This window comes from Pseudoalteromonas sp. PPB1, from assembly GCF_015356275.1.
Classification (GTDB): Bacteria; Pseudomonadota; Gammaproteobacteria; order Enterobacterales; family Alteromonadaceae; genus Pseudoalteromonas; species Pseudoalteromonas rubra_D.
On the sequence record NZ_JACEQV010000008.1, the window covers coordinates 83823 to 102136 of the forward strand.

18 protein-coding genes are annotated in these 18314 nt (G+C 48.2%); 10 read left to right on the forward strand and 8 right to left on the reverse strand.

The features are described 5' to 3' along the window. Positions 1-162: 162 nt before the first annotated feature. Positions 163-813, reverse strand: a complete 651-nt coding sequence (elbB, locus tag IY568_RS10125; protein WP_194867479.1) for an isoprenoid biosynthesis glyoxalase ElbB — start codon at positions 811-813, stop codon at positions 163-165. A 434-nt stretch (positions 814-1247) separates the two neighbouring features. On the opposite strand from elbB, the gene polA reads away from it, so the two are divergent. From polA to IY568_RS10140, 3 genes are all read left to right on the forward strand, one after another. Next, the gene (gene polA, locus IY568_RS10130) at positions 1248-4001 is read left to right on the forward strand and encodes a DNA polymerase I (protein ID WP_194867480.1); all 2754 of its coding nucleotides are present in this window, start codon (positions 1248-1250) and stop codon (positions 3999-4001) included. Positions 4002-4448: 447 nt separating this feature from the next. Then, on the forward strand, positions 4449-5012 hold the full coding sequence (locus IY568_RS10135) for a YceI family protein (protein ID WP_125558808.1): 564 nt from the start codon (positions 4449-4451) through the stop codon (positions 5010-5012). Beyond that, positions 5005-5535, forward strand: a complete 531-nt coding sequence (locus tag IY568_RS10140) for a DUF1285 domain-containing protein (RefSeq protein WP_138537348.1) — start codon at positions 5005-5007, stop codon at positions 5533-5535. Before IY568_RS10135 ends, IY568_RS10140 begins: the two co-directional genes overlap by 8 nt. Before the next feature lie 34 nt (positions 5536-5569). On the opposite strand, the gene yihA is transcribed toward IY568_RS10140, so the two are convergent. Beyond that, positions 5570-6214, reverse strand: coding sequence for a ribosome biogenesis GTP-binding protein YihA/YsxC (gene yihA / locus IY568_RS10145; protein WP_194867481.1), 645 nt, complete (start codon positions 6212-6214; stop codon positions 5570-5572). Between the two features lie 370 nt (positions 6215-6584). On the opposite strand from yihA, the gene IY568_RS10150 reads away from it, so the two are divergent. The 4 genes from IY568_RS10150 to IY568_RS10165 all read left to right on the forward strand — a co-directional run bounded on the left by IY568_RS10150 (position 6585) and on the right by IY568_RS10165 (position 9624). Continuing rightward, positions 6585-7217 (forward strand): c-type cytochrome, encoded by a 633-nt coding sequence (locus IY568_RS10150; RefSeq protein WP_010383752.1) that lies wholly within the window; start codon positions 6585-6587, stop codon positions 7215-7217. Positions 7218-7865: 648 nt separating this feature from the next. Beyond that, complete coding sequence (locus tag IY568_RS10155; RefSeq protein WP_194867482.1) at positions 7866-8516, forward strand: class I SAM-dependent methyltransferase; 651 nt, start codon at positions 7866-7868, stop codon at positions 8514-8516. A gap of 22 nt (positions 8517-8538) precedes the next feature. Beyond that, positions 8539-9114 (forward strand): Der GTPase-activating protein YihI, encoded by a 576-nt coding sequence (gene yihI, locus IY568_RS10160; RefSeq protein ID WP_194867483.1) that lies wholly within the window; start codon positions 8539-8541, stop codon positions 9112-9114. 3 nt (positions 9115-9117) lie between these two features. Continuing rightward, complete coding sequence (locus tag IY568_RS10165) at positions 9118-9624, forward strand: DUF2489 domain-containing protein (RefSeq protein ID WP_125558816.1); 507 nt, start codon at positions 9118-9120, stop codon at positions 9622-9624. 11 nt (positions 9625-9635) lie between these two features. Here the strand turns inward: IY568_RS10165 and IY568_RS10170 are convergent, their stop codons facing one another. The 6 genes from IY568_RS10170 to cutA all read right to left on the reverse strand — a co-directional run bounded on the left by IY568_RS10170 (position 9636) and on the right by cutA (position 15392). Further along, positions 9636-10529, reverse strand: a complete 894-nt coding sequence (locus IY568_RS10170; protein ID WP_194867484.1) for a DMT family transporter — start codon at positions 10527-10529, stop codon at positions 9636-9638. A gap of 171 nt (positions 10530-10700) precedes the next feature. Beyond that, positions 10701-12041, reverse strand: coding sequence for an acetyl-CoA carboxylase biotin carboxylase subunit (gene accC / locus IY568_RS10175; protein ID WP_125558820.1), 1341 nt, complete (start codon positions 12039-12041; stop codon positions 10701-10703). A 21-nt stretch (positions 12042-12062) separates the two neighbouring features. Beyond that, positions 12063-12524 (reverse strand): acetyl-CoA carboxylase biotin carboxyl carrier protein, encoded by a 462-nt coding sequence (gene accB / locus IY568_RS10180; RefSeq protein WP_125558823.1) that lies wholly within the window; start codon positions 12522-12524, stop codon positions 12063-12065. Positions 12525-12543: 19 nt separating this feature from the next. Next, positions 12544-13005 (reverse strand): type II 3-dehydroquinate dehydratase, encoded by a 462-nt coding sequence (aroQ, locus tag IY568_RS10185; RefSeq protein WP_010383744.1) that lies wholly within the window; start codon positions 13003-13005, stop codon positions 12544-12546. Positions 13006-13242: 237 nt separating this feature from the next. After that, a complete protein-coding gene (locus tag IY568_RS10190; protein WP_194867485.1) occupies positions 13243-15072 on the reverse strand; it encodes a protein-disulfide reductase DsbD in 1830 nt (609 codons plus the stop codon). Continuing rightward, complete coding sequence (cutA, locus tag IY568_RS10195; RefSeq protein WP_125558827.1) at positions 15072-15392, reverse strand: divalent-cation tolerance protein CutA; 321 nt, start codon at positions 15390-15392, stop codon at positions 15072-15074. The genes IY568_RS10190 and cutA overlap by 1 nt, the downstream gene beginning before the upstream one ends. A gap of 174 nt (positions 15393-15566) precedes the next feature. Here cutA and IY568_RS10200 point away from each other — a divergent pair, with 174 nt between their 5' ends. From IY568_RS10200 to groL, 3 genes are all read left to right on the forward strand, one after another. Beyond that, positions 15567-16070, forward strand: a complete 504-nt coding sequence (locus IY568_RS10200) for an FxsA family protein (protein ID WP_138537360.1) — start codon at positions 15567-15569, stop codon at positions 16068-16070. A 164-nt stretch (positions 16071-16234) separates the two neighbouring features. Further along, positions 16235-16522, forward strand: coding sequence for a co-chaperone GroES (locus IY568_RS10205; RefSeq protein WP_010383739.1), 288 nt, complete (start codon positions 16235-16237; stop codon positions 16520-16522). A 60-nt stretch (positions 16523-16582) separates the two neighbouring features. Next, entirely contained in the window at positions 16583-18232 is a 1650-nt protein-coding gene (groL, locus tag IY568_RS10210; protein ID WP_010383738.1) for a chaperonin GroEL, read from the forward strand. Positions 18233-18314: the final 82 nt, after the last annotated feature.

An 18314-nucleotide genomic window follows, 5' to 3' on the forward strand; every position in this document is an offset into this window, starting at 1 on the left:
AATTTATAAAACGTAAACTTGATTATAAGCGACTAAAAAATAAAATTTATTGCGTTAGGGCAAAAAATCGTTGGGTTCAGTGAGGAGAAATTTCGCAGTTTTGCTGGTTTTTTGAGCATAAAGCGCAGAGAATAGGCGGCGTGTCACCGCCTAAGCTTCGACTTATGCGAACTCAAGTAGCTTTTGCACGGCCTTTTCAATGCCAGCGGATGCTTCACTGATAGAGCCTGCAAGCATGTAAGCCGGTGTGCTGATCACTTTGTGTGTATCATCGACCACGATATCAGCGACACCACAATTCACGTGACTGGCACCTAAAGCTTCAACTGCCTGTGCGGTGGCCTCGTCATTACCAATGGTAGCAAGCGTGCCTGCAGGATGGATATGACCAATCAGCGCGGGCGCAATACATAAATAAGCAATCGGTTTTCCGAGTTGGTTAAAAGCCTGACAACTTTCTTTGACTGCAGCCAGAACGCTAGACTGAGCGCCCTTGAAAGCAAAGTCAGAGAGGTTTTTAGCTACACCAAAGCCGCCGGGTAAGATCAGTGCGTCAAAGGCATTGGCATCAAGTGTATCCAGTGATGCCACGTCGCCACGGGCAATACGTGCTGCTTCTACTCGAACATTGCGTTGCTCATCCTGCTCTTCGCCGGTGAGGTGGTTGATCACGTGATGCTGCTCAATGTCCGGTGCAAAGCACTGATAACGGGCGCCCTGGTGCTCAAGGTGCAGCATAGTGAGTACGGATTCATGGATCTCAGCACCGTCAAAGACGCCACAACCGCTTAAAATGATCGCTACTTGTTTCATCGGGATCTCCTTTTAAGGTCTTTAAATTTCAATATATGCAATTTTGTCATTACGCTAGTAAGAAAAAAATATAAAGGATCTGCTTTGATCTTTGATCGTTTGTGTTAGTATACGCCTCCGCCTGAGGAAAAGCGGTGAATTTATAGCCACTCAGTCACTGGCTGTAAACTGACTCCAAAGTCACTGTCCACAATCTTAGCTTAAAGCATATAAAAGAGTAAAAAGAAATTTCCTTTTATATTCATTGTTTTACATATCTTTCCTGGATCTTTTTTTGAGATTTGGGCCGATGCCCCCTGTTTATCTACAAAGTTATCCACAGGCCATCCCCATTTTTCATGAGCCGTTTTGGATTGTATCAGACTCGTTTTATGCTCGCCCTTATGGCATGCTAACCCAGATTTAAAACTTCCAATTTTAGGATCCCAATAACTATGTCTCAGATCCCTGAAAACCCGCTGATCCTGGTCGATGGTTCGTCGTACTTATTTCGCGCGTATCATGCGCCACCGCACCTGACTAACTCAAAAGGAGAAGCCACAGGCGCCATCTATGGAGTCATCAACATGCTGAAAAGCTTGCTCAAGCAATATCAGCCCAGCCATATGGTGGTGGTGTTTGATGCCAAAGGGCCGACTTTCAGAAATGAGATGTACAGTGAATATAAAGCACATCGTCCACCCATGCCGGATGATCTGCGCACCCAGATCGCGCCGATCCACGATATTATTCGTGCCATGGGCCTGCCCCTGGTCAGTATTGAAGGGGTAGAGGCGGATGATGTCATTGGCACTTTTTCCCGTTTGGCGTCTGAGCAACAAAGACATGTGCTGATCAGCACTGGTGATAAAGACATGGCTCAGCTGGTCAATGAGCATGTGACTCTGATCAATACCATGACTAACACCATTTTGGACCCACAAGGGGTGGTGGATAAATTTGGCATTGGACCGGAATTGATCATCGACTATCTGGCGCTGATGGGCGACAAAGTAGATAACATCCCGGGCGTGCCTGGTGTGGGTGAAAAAACGGCGCTGGCGATGCTTCAGGGGTTGGGGTCGATTGACGAGCTTTACGCTAACCTGGACAAAATCGCCGATCTGGGTTTCCGTGGCTCCAAGACCATGTCGAAAAAGCTGACCGAAAATGAAGCACAGCTTAAATTATCCTATGAGTTGGCGACCATCAAACTGGACTGTGAGGTTGAGCAGGACCTGGAACAGTTCAAGATCCAGGAGATGGATAAAGATCAGCTGATCGCGCTGTATGGACAGTGTGAGTTCAAACGCTGGCTTGCTGAGTTACTGGATGGTCAAAGTGCACCAGAAACGGCCGCTGATACAGAGCAAGCGTCATTGGTGACGCCACCGGTTGAGGTTGCGTATGAGACTATCCTGGAGCGAGCACAATTGGATCGCTGGCTGGACAAGCTGCGTGACGCTGAACTGTTTGCCTTTGATACTGAAACCACCAGCCTGGACTATATGCAGGCTGAGCTGGTCGGTATGAGCTTTGCTGTTGCCGCAGGTGAAGCTGCGTACCTGCCGCTGGGTCACGACTATATGGGCGCACCTGAACAGCTGGATAAGGCGCTGGTGTTTGAGCTGATTGGTCCGATCCTGGCGGATCCCAACTATAAAAAGGTCGGGCAAAACCTCAAATACGACAAGAGCGTATTGGCACGTGCCGGGCTGGAGCTCAATGGTATTGCCTTTGACACTATGCTGGAGTCTTACGTCTTCAATAGTGTGGGCACGCGCCATGATATGGACTCGCTGGCACTGAAGTATCTGGGTCATAAAAATATCAGTTTTGAAGAGATTGCCGGTAAAGGTAAAAACCAGCTGACCTTTAACCAGATTGAACTTGATAAAGCCGCACCTTATGCCGCTGAAGATGCCGATATTACCTTGCGATTGCACCAGCACTTATGGCCGCAATTACAGCAACATCCGACGTTGGTAAGCGTCTTTGAAGAGATCGAGTTGCCTCTGGTCAGTGTGTTGTCTGAGATTGAACGCACCGGTGTTAAAATCGACAGCAACATGCTAGCGCAACAAAGTCACACCATTGAAACGCGACTCAAAGAGCTGGAACAGGAAGCTTTCGAGCTGGCCGGAGAAGAGTTTAACCTCAGCTCGACTAAGCAGTTACAGGCAATCTTGTTCGATAAACTTGAACTGCCTGTATTGAAGAAAACCCCTAAAGGTGCCCCGTCTACGGCTGAAGAAGTTTTGCAGGAGCTGGCCCACGATTATCCTTTGCCGAAATTGATCATCGAGCACCGTGGTCTGGCCAAACTGAAATCGACCTATACCGACAAGCTACCTAAGATGGTCAATGCACAGACACAACGTGTGCATACCTCGTATCATCAGGCCGTGACGGCAACAGGCCGACTCAGCTCGACAGATCCAAATTTACAGAATATTCCAATCCGCAACGAAGCCGGGCGTCGCATTCGTCAGGCCTTTGTGGCTGATCAGGATCATGTGATCATGGCGGCGGACTACAGTCAGATTGAACTGCGGATCATGGCACATCTGTCTCAGGATACAGGCCTACTGAAGGCGTTTGCTGAGGGCAAAGATGTTCACAGTGCTACTGCTTCAGAGGTTTTCTCTGTGCCGCTCGAAGACGTGACGTCAGACATGCGTCGCAAAGCCAAGGCGGTGAACTTCGGACTGATCTACGGCATGAGTGCATTTGGCCTGGCCAGACAGCTGGATATTCCGCGTCACGAAGCACAGCATTATATGGATAAGTACTTTGAACGCTTCCCGGGCGTATTAGAATATATGGAGTCAACGCGCGAGAAGGCAGCTGAGCAGGGTTATGTTGAAACCCTTTTTGGCCGACGCTTGTATCTGCCTGATATTAAAGCCCGTAATGGTGCACGTCGTAAAGCGGCTGAACGCGCTGCAATCAATGCCCCGATGCAGGGCACCGCGGCAGACATCATTAAAAAGGCCATGATCAAAGTGGCTCAATGGCTGGCAACACAACAGGACAGTGACATTAAACTGCTGATGCAGGTGCACGATGAATTGGTCTTTGAAGTTAAATCCGACAAAGTGGCGCAGTTTAGTGAACATGTTTGTCAGCTGATGAGTGAAGCTGCCGAGCTGGATGTTCCGTTACTGGTAGAAGCTGACCATGGCGACAACTGGGAACAAGCCCACTAACCTCCATCTTTGGTAAAAAAACACGGCCCCGGCCGTGTTTTTTATTGCTCAGATCCCAGTAATGACGGGCCTTGCAAATGTATCTGGTGTAACTCAGAGGTAAAAATGCGCAGCCTGATGTTTAAAAAATATCAAATTGGCGCATAACTTGCTTTTGATGGTTTATTTCCCCTAAGTGATTTGCTACAGTGCGCGCGTCCTCTTCCTGTAGGACATCCTGTTGATGATGTATCTCTCCTAGTGAAGATACAGTGTATTGATAGCTTCTCCCCAGATTGCTATAACGGCTCGCAATGTGAATGGTGCGAGCCGATTTTTCTCTTTTTAATTCATCCCAAAATCTGCAAATAACCCCGTCGAAAGTCAAGCCATTATTAGGGACACTGGCATTGCATCTGTTCAAGATAAGCAGTTAATATGAGCGTTTTCATTCTCAAGGAATACGTCATGCTTAAACCTCTTCTTTTCTCTGTTCTTGGCTTGTCCGCTCAGTTTGCCCAGGCATGGCAACTGGATGCAACACACAGCGATGTGAGCTTTACCTCAATTAAGGCGGGCAGTGTTGCCGAAAACCACCACTTTAAACAACTAGCAGGCTCAATTAATAAAGCCGGCGAGCTGGATTTGCGATTAGATCTGAGCAGCATTGAAAGCCTCATCCCAATCCGCAATGAGCGCATGCAAAAAATGTTGTTTAACGTGGCTAAATTTCCTGAAGCTAAGATCACTGCGAATGTTAGCCAGCACCTGAAAGCACTAAAGCCGGGTGTGCAGATCCTTCGTAAAGTGCCCGTCACGCTTGCTTTGCATGGTCAGGTTGCGACATTGAATGTTGATTTGGTGGTCAACAAAGGCGTTCAACAACTTCAGGTTACGCCATTGCGTGCCGTACTGATTAACAGCCGTGATTTTGGTCTGGATGCAGGTATCGAAGCGTTGCGTAAAGTTGCTGGTCTGAATACCATTGCCACCGCTGTACCTGTCACGTTTAATTTGGTGTTCAGTGAGTAAAACTGAGGCGCTGATCGACCACTATGTCACGCAGCATGCCCCGACCGGGCGCTGGCATGCGGATGAATGTGGTGTCGGCGCGTTTGAAATTGATGCACAAGGTCGCTGGTTTCACGAAGGCGCCCCGATCAGCCGAGCAGGGTTGGTCAGGCTGTTCGCCAGTGTGTTGTGTTATGAGCAGGGCCAGTACCTGCTCAAATCACCCGCAGAGACGTGCCCGGTAAAAGTTGCAGATAGCCCCTTTGTGATTGTGAGCTGGCAGTATTGTAACCTGGCCCCAACCTTGGGCTTGTCGACGACTTTAATCGCAGAGGATAACTTGGGCCGGTTATGGCCTGTTTGCAGTGAGTTTCCTCTGGTGCTTAAATCCTATCAGGGTCAGCCAGTTCCGTATTTGATGCTCAATTATGGCTTATCGGCACGAATTAGTCGTTCGGTCTATTATCAGTGGGCTGAGTTGGCGCAGTCTCGGGATGACGAGTTTGTGTTGACGTCGGCGAATACGTCATTTGTGATTGGCTAGGCCGCGCCAGGGGGGCGGCCTTTGAGTCTTATGATTAGGCCGAAGGGGTATCCTGCTCTGCGTCTTCTTTGATGTATGGTCCCAGGAACCAGTCGTCCAGCTGCCAGGCAAGTTCTTTGAGCCCCAGACCTTTGAGCGACGAAAATGCATGGACGGTGATATCGGCATTGAGCTCTGCTAGTGCTTTACGAACCTGAAGTACCTCTGCTTTACGCTTACCTTGCTTGAGCTTATCGGCTTTAGTTAACAGTGCCAGTACCGGAATGTCGCTACCTGCGGCCCAGTTAATCAAGTCCATATCCAGGTCTTTCAGTGGGTGACGGATATCCATCAATACCACGATGCCTTTCAGGCTCTGGCGTTTTTGCAGGTATTCTCCCAGTGATTTTTGCCACTTCTTTTTCATTTCAAGCGGTACTTTTGCAAAGCCGTAACCGGGTAGGTCAATCAGGCGTTTGTCTTCGTCCAGCGAGAAAGTATTAATGAGCTGAGTACGGCCCGGCGTTTTACTGGTCCGTGCCAGTTTCTGATCAGTCAGAGCGTTCAGTGCACTGGATTTTCCCGCATTGGAGCGTCCAGCAAACGCTACTTCAATACCGGTATCGGCGGGTAATCGGGAAATATCTGGGGCACTCGTTACAAACTGAGCACGGTTATACGGCATGCGGGATTTTAGCACTTCGACTCCTCAAGGGGATTGATCTCATTATTGTCTATTTTATTATACTTGGTTGCTAAAGCAAAAGCCGATAAAATCTTCACCCTGGGTGAGTTTTTACGCTATGCCCTGGATGGGAAACTTAATCCAGGTCAAATCCCTATAATTTATGGGCTTAATGTGAGCAGAAAACGTGCCAGAGAAATTAATATCGTGTAGAATGTAGCAATTGCAACGTAAAACTCGAGTCCGTTGACTTTGGCTGTGCCAATTAGTGCACATTTAGCAAGCTTGGTCAGTCGGTCTCAAATAAGATTTGCCCACGCAGTAAAAGAAACGAGGCTTTTTCGGCTGGGGTCAAAATTACAGGGTCGGAAACAGAGAATTTACCATGAAAAAAATAGCATTAACTTTAACTATGTTGCTAGGGTCCTTGTCAGCCAGCAACGTCGCAGCATTTGATGGCGATGCGCAAGCCGGTAAAGCAAAAGCTGCAACCTGTGCGGCGTGTCACGGTCCGGATGGCAATGCTCCTGTTACTATGTATCCGAAAATCGCCGGCCAACATGCCGATTACCTATACAAGCAACTGAAAGAGTTCAAGCTGGGTATGACGTCTGGTGGTAAAGAAGGGCGTATGGATCCTGTGATGAGCGGTATGGCAATGCCATTGTCTGATCAGGACATGAAAGACCTGTCGGCATATTTTGCGTCTCTGCCAATGTCTTCTGGCACGACACCAGAAGATGTGGTTGAAGTTGGCCAGAAGCTTTACACTGCCGGTGATGCTGAGCGCGGTATTCCGTCTTGTGCCGCATGTCACGGTCCACGTGGTAATGGCACGTCACTGTCTAAGTTCCCGAAAATTTCATTCCAGCACCCTGAGTACATCAAGGCACAGCTTGAAAAGTTCCGTAGCGGCGACCGTAACAACGATCCAAACGGTATGATGAGCGATATCGCGAAGAAACTGACTGACAAAGACATTGAAGTATTATCTAAGTACTTGGGTGGCTTACACTAAAGTCGTATAGATGAAAAACTAACCCAGTGTAAACGCTGGGTATTGTAAAAAAGGCAGCAACTAAGCTGCCTTTTTTTGATCTTGGATTGTGAGATATATCTCAATGATGATGTAGGATATGTACCTATGCGATCTGTACGACTTGACTTAATTTCATTTTGTGTTCAGTTGTAACCTATTGTAATAAAATTGATTTGATGTTGTTTCAAAATATTCAGGTAATAATTTTGTTATTGTTTAGTTGTAACTGTTTCAGATCGGCGTAGATTATTCGTTGTCGCCAGATAATACAAAAACAGGGACAATTCGTATCGGAAGCGTCGGTGGCATAGTTGAGTATTCAGTTGTGAATACACAGGATGATTAAGAAAGCGTCAGGAAGACCGACAATAAAAAATGCATTGGAAGTTTGATAACAATAACAATATGGAAAGTGTTCACGGAAGTGACAACAAAAACAAAACGGAAGATACCACAATAAAAATAACAATGACTTAAAAGTCGAAGGGAGAAGTGTCCAGTTTGTGACGCTCAGATTAGTAAGCGGTAGAGAGCAATCTCTGCCGCTTTTTTATTTTTTCGTGCATATTTGTTCACTAATTGATTGCTGTTACAATACAGCCTTTAAGGCATTTCGGTTTATCTCAGTTGCAAAATCCTCAGTCATGGCGTTGTGGCCTTTGTGAAGGCGACTCACTGACGCATTACCATCAGGACAAATTCAGAGACTACTGGCAGTGTCAGCGCTGCAAGCTGGTATCTGTCTCCCCCGAACAGCGATTGAGCGCTGAGCAGGAAAAAGCCATTTACGATAGCCATGAAAATAGCCTGATGGATCCTGGTTACAGACGGTTTTTATCCCGACTGGCTGAGCCGCTGTGTGCCCGCTTGCCAGCTGCGCAATCCGGGCTGGACTTCGGCTGTGGTCCGGGCCCTTTACTGGCAAAAATGCTGACCGAGGCGGGACACCGGATGGCCGTCTATGATTTATACTATGCCGATGATCCCAAAGTGCTGGACCACCAGTATGACTTTATCACGTGTAGTGAAGTGATTGAGCATCTGGCTCAGCCAGGCACAGTGCTGCATCGGCTGTTAACCATGTTGAAACCTGGTGCGCCTTTAGCATTGATGACGAAACTGGTAATAGATCCGGCACGCTTTGCAACCTGGCATTATAAAAACGATCAAACCCATATTGCGTTTTTTAGTCGGGAGACGTTTGCCTATATTGCAGAGCAATTTAATACCCAGGTTGAAGTGATCGGCAATGATGTCATCATTTTGACTAAGCGATAGCGAAGAATGAGTAAAGACTAGTATGACGAGAAAGAAAAAATCCCGTAAAGTGGGTAATATAGGTACTCCCAGACTCAGCAAAGAAAAGCTGCAGGAGCTCAGAGCACTGAAAGATCAGCGTTCTAAAAAGCAGAAGGGTAAAAAGCCTGGCTCGCGTAATGCACAGGAAGCCAAAGTGGAGGAGAGTCAAACCACAGGCAGTAAAAAGGATCCGCGTGCGGGCAGTAAAAAGCCTGTCGCTCTGGTCCCTCAGGTACAGCAGCCAAGTCAGCCTAAGTTAAATCGTGACCTGAAGCCTCAGGTGGAGCTGAAGAAAGTGGCGCAGGTGACATTAACACCGGAAGAAGAGCTACGACAGCTGGAAAATGATGAGCGTCTGATGGCGCTGTTAGAGCGTCATGAGCGTGGTGAGCTACTGACAGGCAAAGATGCCAAGTACTTCAATAAGTCGGTGGCTCGTCACCAGGCGTTATGTGAGTTACTGGGCATTGATGATGAGTTTGAAGAAGCCGATATGGCTCAGGAAGATGAGCTGGATCAGTGGATGAGTAATGATCTGGCTGATGAGTGGTTAACAGACGAAGACGAGGAGCGTTAAACTATGTGGATAGCCGCGATTGTGGTAGGCGCGTTGATCATTGCCGGTTTGGCCTTTTATGCCGGCAAGCTGCTGTGGCAGCTGAAAGTTCAGAAAGACACGATAGCAAAATTGCAGCAGGAGCAAAAAGAGAAGCTGGCGCGTTCTCGTCAGGAACGAAATGCTAAGCTATCCGATAGTATCAACCTGATCGCCAAAGCGATGCAGCAGAAACAGTGTGAGTACTCTGAGGGCTGTTTGCGAGTGTGGGTACTGATGTCTCAGTACAGCTTTGATGAAGAAGTCGAGCTGAGTCAGAGTTACCCGGGTGTGCATGAGATGTACGAAGAAGTTAAAGAAATGCCAACCCATGAGGCGCGTAAAAAGTACAGCAAGAAAGAGATCTACAAAATGGATGCGCAGCGCTGGCGTGCTGAAGAGCGTCTTGAAGCACAGATCCTGGAAGACTGTGAAAAGCTACTGAGTCGTTTTAAGCCCTTACCGGGCAGTGAAAACGTGGTCTTTCAGTAGCCATATATGCTTTACTGGGAGCGCGCAGTGCGCTCTGCTTGCAAGGTGGCGGGTGAAAAACCCGTCACCAGCATAGTCCCCGTTAATACCAGCACCATCCCGCCTAATGTATTAAGCCCAACCTGCTCGTCTAATATCAGATAGCCCCATACAATGCCAAACAGGGGGATTAAGAAAGTAACCGATAGCGCAGAAGCTGCGCCTACCTCTGAAATTAATCGAAAATATAACAAGTAAGCAATGCCGGTACAGATCACGCCTAAGGCGATCACAGCAGAGACCTCGGTACTATCTGGCACTGCCCGCATGGGTATGAAAGGCAGCAGTGGCAGTAGCCAGACGACGGCGGCCCACATGCTGCCATGGGCATTATCAAACGCGGCGATCTGGGGCGCATTTTTAGCATAGTTGCTCGCAACCCCGTAACTGACCGCAGCAAGTACACCTGCCAGGACCGGCCAAATCAGCTTTTCTGAGACCAATGTCTCGTCCCAGCCAACTAAGATGACAACGCCGCATATCCCAAGCACCATGCCGATCAGGGACTTGATAGAAAGGGGTGTTCGATGCCAGAAAAAGGCGATTAAGGCACCCCAAATGGCCGCCGTGGCATTCAAAATTGCTAACATAGAAACCGTCAGGGTTTGTGCCGCATAGGCAAAGAGTACGAAAGGCAACGCGGTATTGAGCAAACCCAAAATAAAATAGTGACGGGCGTGGGCGCGAAAGTGCAGATATTGTTTCAGATACAAAGCTATCACGAGCAACGCCAGTGCGGCGAAGCTCACTCTGAATTCAATTAAATAAGCAGGGCCAAAGGTCGGTGCGGCAATGCGCATAAACAAAAATGAACCGCCCCAGATTGCTGCCAAACAGATCAAACGTAAAAAGCTGGTTAAAGGCATAGGGTTCCCTTTTACAGAGCCAGTCTGCGGATGAGAGAAATGATAGTCTTAAAGTGACTGAACAGACGCCCTGATGCAATGAAAAATAAAGAGTAAGTTCTGAAAATGGCTAGGAGAGGGCTAGGAGAAGGTAAAACACGCAGGAGCACATTGGCTCCTGCGTAAACGGGCTTACAGGCCCAGTTTCTTTTCCAGATAGTGGATGTTTGTGCCACCGTTTTGGAAGTTTTCGTCCGCCAGAATTTTCTTGTGTAGCGGGGTATTGGTTTTAATACCGTCAATCACAAGTTCATTCAAAGCGTTACGCGCTCGGGCAATGGCCACGTCACGGTTTTCACCGTAAGTGATCAGCTTACCGATCATTGAGTCGTAATGCGGCGGTACTGTGTAATCAGCATAAATATGGCTGTCCCAGCGAATGCCCAATCCACCGGCTGGGTGGAAACGTGTGATCTTGCCTGGAGACGGAATGAAATTGTCCGGATCTTCAGCATTGATACGACACTCAATTGCATGGCCACGGATCACAACATCATCCTGAGTGATAGACAAGGGTTGACCTGCAGCAATTTTCAGCTGCTCTTTGATTAGGTCAACGCCAGTCACCATTTCAGTCACCGGGTGCTCTACCTGGATACGCGTGTTCATCTCGATGAAGTAGAATTCACCATTTTCATACAAGAATTCGAACGTACCTGCACCGCGATAGCCGATCTCAATACACGCACGTGTACAACGGTCACCAATGAACTTACGCATTTCTGCAGTAATACCAGGTGCAGGCGCTTCTTCCACAACCTTCTGGTGACGACGTTGCATTGAACAGTCACGCTCACCGAGGTGGATAGCATTGCCTTGTCCGTCAGCCAGTACTTGTACTTCGATGTGACGTGGGTTTTCAAGGAATTTCTCCATGTATACCATGCCATTACCAAAGAATTGTTGGGCTTCAGTTTGCGTCAGTGCGATTGAGTCAAGTAGCTCTTCTTCAGAACGTACAACACGCATACCACGACCACCACCGCCACCGGCAGCTTTGATGATCACCGGGTAACCGATACGCTTCGCGATCTGTACGTTACGCTCATTGTCATCCGTTAGCGGACCATCTGAACCTGGTACACACGGGACGCCTGCTTTACGCATTGCTTCAATCGCTGACACTTTATCACCCATCAGACGAATGGTGTCGCCTTTTGGACCGATAAAGATAAAGCCACTCTGTTCAACCTGATCGGCAAAATCGGCATTCTCAGACAGGAAGCCGTAGCCCGGGTGAATGGCAACGGCATCAGTAACTTCAGCTGCAGCAATGATGCGTGGGATATCCAGGTAACTTTCACTGGCGGCGGGTTTACCAATACAAATGGTTTCGTCTGCAAGTAGCACGTGTTTGAGGTCACGGTCGGCGGTCGAATGGACCGCAACTGTTTTAATCCCCAGCTCCTTGCAGGCACGCAATACGCGAAGCGCAATTTCGCCTCGGTTTGCAATGACTACTTTATCTAGCATAGTGTTAACCTTCCAGGGGCATTATTCGATGATGAACAGAGGTTGATCGAACTCAACCGCGTCGCCATTCTCAAGCAGGATCGCCTTCACAACACCGGCTTTGTCAGCTTCAATTTGGTTCATCATCTTCATCGCTTCAACGATACACAGGGTGTCGCCTACGTTGACTTTTGAGCCTACTTCTACGTACGGAGCAGCCGTTGGTGAAGAAGCTGAGTAGAAAGTACCAACCATAGGTGACTTCACCTGATGGCCAGCTGGTGTGTCATTGGTTGCAGCAGGTGCCTCGGCAGCTGGCGCAGCTGGTGCTGCTACTGGTGCTGGTGCCGCAGTGGGTACTGAGTACTGCTGTGGTTGAGCAATAACCGGTGCGCTGCTGTGACGATTGATACGTACAGACTCTTCACCTTCGGTGATTTCTAGCTCTGCAATGCCTGATTCTTCTACTAATTCGATAAGTTTCTTGATCTTGCGAATATCCATAACTTGACCCGCCTGTTAGTTAATTTGAGTTATCTTGTTTGCGCAGCTTGGCTACGGCGGCCATCAATGCCGCTTCGTAGCCCAGCGCACCTAATCCACATATCACCCCCTGCGCCACATCCGAGAAGTAGGATTTGTGACGAAAAGGCTCGCGTGCATAGACATTTGATAAATGCACTTCATAAAACGGGATGCTGACGCTCAATAAGGCATCTCTCAGTGCAATACTGGTGTGCGTAAATGCCGCCGGATTGAAAATGATGCAATCAACACGATCATATTGTGCGTGAATATGATCGATCAGCTCGGCTTCGCTATTGCTTTGAAAGTGACTCAGCTCAACATCGTAATTTACTGCGCTTTGTGTGAGGTCCTGCATGATGTCTTTTAAGGTCCGGGTGCCGTACTTATCCGGCTCACGTCGGCCCAGCATATTCAGGTTTGGGCCATTCAGGACTAAAATCTTTAAATTTGTAGACATAATGCGTGAAATTCCTTTATTTAGAAAACAAAGCGACTTTTATTAGCAAAGACCTTGTTAACTTAAGCGTATGCACAGTAAATAGCAAATATTTCTCACGTTCGCGAACTATTATAGAGAGTTCAAGGTAAATAGCAGCAAAATACTGGTCTAATCAGCATAAGAAGAGACGAGACACAGAGGCAAATCTTCAGGCCTCTGTGTCTGGGGGAGCGGATCACTCGCTAAAAAGGCAGGTTACAGGACGTATTGACGTACTTTTTCCAGGTGCGCGGCGAATTCGTCAGCGTCCTGGAACCCGGTAACACGCAGTTCGGGGATCTCATTGCCCTGCGCATCAAAGAACAAAATACTGGGCAGACCGAACACAGTAAACGCTTCCATGATCTCTATGGTGGTGTCGTTACTTTCTGTCAGGTCGAGTTTTAAGGTATCGAAGTAGGCAAACTGGGTCTGCACCTGCTCGGTTGGGAAAGTGTATTTCTCAAACTCTTTACAGGCCACACACCACTCTGCATACAGATCCACCATGGCAATTTTGCCTTTGCTGTTGGCTTGCTCGACTGCAACGTTCAGTGCAGCCAGGTCGTCCAGCAGTCGGAAACCTTGCTTGTCTTCATTCTGCGCAATGCTGACCGGGGCAGTGTTAGTGTCCGGAAAAACCACGCTTCTTGCGGTGAGTAAGCCGACGATAAACAAGCTGGTTGCCATTGCCCAGAGTACAGTTTTACCTTTACCTTGAGCCTGTCCGCTTTGCCAGTGATGCAAATACAGAGCGGTTGCCACTGCCAGCACTGATGCCATGCCCAAAATAATGTTAAAGTCAAGGATCCGCTCAAGCAGGATCAAAGGCACAAACAGCATGACAAAACCGAACAGGGTTTTGACCTGATCCATCCAGCCCCCGGCTTTAGGCAGCAGTTTTCCGCCCGAGGTGCCAAGCAACAGGAGTGGCAGACCCATACCCAGACTTAGCGCGTACAGTGTCAGGCCGCCCACCATAAAGTCGCCACTTTGAGCAACATAAAGTAGGGCCGCAGACAAAGGGGCTGTGGTACAAGGTGAGGCAATCAGGCCTGACAACACGCCCATGGAGAACACTCCGACATAGTTGCCGCCACTTTGCTGATTACTGATCTCAGTCAGCTTGCTCATCATGGAGCTGGGTAGTTTGATTTCGTACCAGCCGAACATCGCAAAGGCCAGTAATACAAACAGTAAACTAAAGCTTATCAGCACCGCTGGATGTTGCAGATAGCCCTGTACCTGGCCACCAAAATAGGCAACAACCAGTCCAAGCGCCGCATAGGTCACGGCCATGCCCTGAACATAAACAAAAGACAGGCTAAATGCTTTCTTGGTCGACAGATGTTGCTGCCCGGCGATCAGGCTAGACAGGATTGGAAACATCGGGAAGACACAAGGGGTAAATGCCAGACCCACGCCAACCGCAAAAAAGACTGCCAGGTTGGTGAGTAGTGATTGCTGTGCCAGGCGTTCAGTGAAGCTCAGGTCGTCATCATTACCAGAAGAGGCATCCGGCTGACTGATTGCTTTGGTGGCGGGTGGGGTTGCATCATCATCGGCACTGACTAAGGCAGTTAAAGGCACAGTGATCACTTCTGGTGGGTAGCATAGCCCCGCTTCTGCACAGCCCTGATAACGTATTTTGACCACCGCACCGTCGGTGATATTGCTGAGCCGGGAGATCACCGCAAATTGGTCAAAGTACACTTCGGTTTTACCAAAAAATTCATCTTCGATCATTTCTCCCTGGCTGTATTCGGGTACCGTGATGTCAGCGCCTTTGGCAATGATCTCCAGTTTCTTCTTATATAAGTAGTAGCCAGGGGCAATATCCCAGCCGGTAAACAGCACTTTGCCCTGCTGGTCGAAGTCGAACTTAAACGCTTCTTCGACGGGTAAAAACGTTTGCTGCTTAGGAGCTAGCAAGCTATCGAGCACAGTGGCATTGCCTGCCGCCTGGCTGTTGGTGCTTATCAGCATCAACAGGGCGGTTAAAACGGCCAGTATGCCGCTGGGTAAAAAGCGCGTCAGCATTCGCATTAATTCAGTACCTCATCAATCCAGTTAAAATAGTCCCGCGATCCCGCACAGACTTCGATGACCTGAATTTCAGGGACATCGTATTGGTGCAAACGGTGAATGGTCTCCATGACAGCCTCGACTAAGTCAGCATGCGTTTTAATCATTAACTTGTACTCGCTGTCCTGAGTGACCTCGCCCTGCCACACATAGATGGACTCAACGCTTGGCAAAATGTTCACACAGGCTGCCTGTTTATTTGCCACCAAATGCCTGGCAATGTCTTGGGCCTGAGCCTGAGTGCCACAGGTGGTCATGACCAATCGGTAAGGCGTCGTCATGGTTATCCTTTCACTTGAGCTAAATTTGCTCTAGTGTAACCAAACATGCCGGGTATCCCAAGCGCTTCACCTGCTCTTTCAGCGCATTGGTCGCGTGCTTTGCAGTACCTGATGCGCGGGCTTGAAATAAGACCCGAGGACCCATACATCTATTTCAGTTATTTTGGAGATCTTATGTTTAAAGTCCTTTTTCTACTCTTTATTGTTATTCCCATCGCTGAAATAGCCCTGTTACTACAAGTCAGTGACGTCATTGGCGGATTTGCCACACTGGCACTGGTGATCCTGACAGCGGTATTGGGCGCACGTTTGGTGAAACAACAAGGTCTGGGTGCTTACGCGAATGTGCAGCAACAAATGGCACAAGGTCAGCTTCCTGCCAGTGATCTGTTTGCCGGGATTTGTGTGATCATTGCCGGTGTGCTGCTGATGACACCGGGTATTATGACCGATGTGTTGGGCTTTATGTTGCTCACACCGGCCATACGTCAGAAGCTGGCAAAGGCTCTGTTGCAGCGTGCCACGGTTCAGGTGCAAAGTGGTGGCATGTTCAATCAACATTCGGCACAACAGGAGCAGCAGTTTGACCCGTTTGCTGGCCGTACTTCTGGTCATGAGCAATCGCAGCGTGATGAAGGGAACACCACCTTAGAGGGTGAGTTTAAGCGTAAAGACTAAAAAAATTGAAAAAAATGCTTGGATTTTGTTTTGCCCACCCCCATAACGTGAAGCAACTTAGAAATTAATTAGTTAGCCCCTTTTTAACGAATCTGTTTGAGCGGGCAAACATCTTACACTATGTATTCTGTCATTGTTCAGAAACTGTTAGGAGAACTAAACACATGAACATTCGTCCTTTACATGATCGCGTTATTGTTAAGCGTCTTGAAGAAGAAACAAAGTCTGCTGGCGGTATCGTTTTAACTGGTTCTGCCGCTGAAAAATCAACCCGTGGTGAAGTGGTTGCTGTGGGCAACGGCCGCGTGTTGGACAATGGTGAAGTGAGAGCATTACAAGTTAAAGCGGGCGACACAGTATTGTTTGGCTCGTACGTTGAGAAAACAGAAAAAATCGAAGGTCAGGAGTATCTGATCATGCGCGAAGATAACATCCTGGGCATTGTAGAGTAAGCCCGGTCGTCGCACTCAACATTTAACGGTTAATCGAAAGAATTTAGAGGAATAAATATCATGGCAGCTAAAGAAGTTCGTTTTGCAGGCGATGCCCGCACTAAAATGCTTAAAGGCGTAAACGTACTGGCAGACGCAGTAAAAGTAACTTTGGGTCCAAAAGGCCGTAACGTGGTACTGGATAAGTCATTCGGCGCACCTACCATTACTAAAGATGGTGTATCTGTTGCAAAAGAGATCGAACTGGAAGACAAGTTCGAGAACATGGGCGCACAAATGGTAAAAGAAGTGGCGTCTAAAGCAAACGATGCGGCGGGTGATGGTACTACCACTGCAACGGTACTGGCACAAGCTATCGTGAACGAAGGCCTTAAATCAGTCGCTGCGGGTATGAACCCAATGGATCTGAAGCGCGGTATCGACAAAGCAGTGATTGCTGCGGTTGAAGAACTTAAAGCGCTATCTGTTCCGTGTTCAGACGCTAAAGCGATTGCTCAGGTAGGTACTATCTCTGCAAACTCTGACAAAGAAATTGGTGACATCATTGCTGAAGCAATGGAAAAAGTTGGTCGTGAGTCTGGTGTTATCACTGTAGAAGAAGGCCAGTCACTACAGAACGAATTAGACGTTGTTGAAGGTATGCAGTTTGACCGCGGTTACCTGTCTCCTTACTTCATCAACAATGCTGAAAAAGGCCAGGTAGAACTGGACAACCCACACATTCTGTTGGTTGACAAAAAAGTATCTAACATCCGTGAATTGCTGCCAACTTTGGAAGCCGTTGCCAAAACCAGCAAGCCTCTGTTGATCATCGCTGAAGACCTGGAAGGTGAAGCGCTGGCGACTCTGGTTGTGAACAACATGCGTGGTATCGTAAAAGTTGCAGCGGTTAAGGCGCCAGGTTTTGGTGACCGTCGTAAAGCAATGCTGCAGGACATTGCTATCCTGACAGGCGGTACGGTTATCTCTGAAGAGATTGGCCTGGAGCTTGAAAAAGCAACAGTTGAAGACCTGGGTACTGCAAAACGCGTTGTTATCACTAAAGATGACACGACTATCATTGATGGTGCGGGCGAGCAGGAAGGCATCGACGGCCGTGTTGCACAAATCAAAGCTCAAATCGAAGAAGCCACTTCAGATTACGACAAAGAGAAACTACAAGAGCGTATGGCTAAACTGGCCGGCGGTGTTGCAGTGATCAAAGTTGGTGCAGCAACTGAAGTAGAAATGAAAGAGAAGAAAGACCGCGTTGAAGATGCACTACACGCAACTCGCGCAGCGGTTGAAGAAGGTGTGGTACCAGGTGGTGGTGTTGCACTGGTTCGCGTTGCGAGCAAGATCGAATCTCTGACTGGCGACAACGAAGATCAGAACCACGGTATCAAAGTTGCGTTACGCGCGATGGAAGCACCACTTCGTCAAATCGTATCAAACGCAGGTGATGAAGCCTCTGTGGTTGTTAACGCAGTGAAAGGCGGCGAAGGTAACTATGGTTACAACGCAGCTAACGGTCAATACGACGACATGATCGAAATGGGTATCCTTGATCCAACTAAAGTAACGCGCTCTGCACTGCAGTTCGCAGCGTCTGTAGCTGGTCTGATGATCACCACAGAAGCCATGGTTGCTGAAATTCCGAAGGAAGAAGCTGCTGCTGCACCAGACATGGGCGGCATGGGCGGAATGGGTGGCATGGGCGGCATGATGTAATCATCCCATCGATATTTCAATGTGATTCATTGAAGCTCAATATTTAGCTGAAAGCCTCGTTTTACGAGGCTTTTTGTTTTTT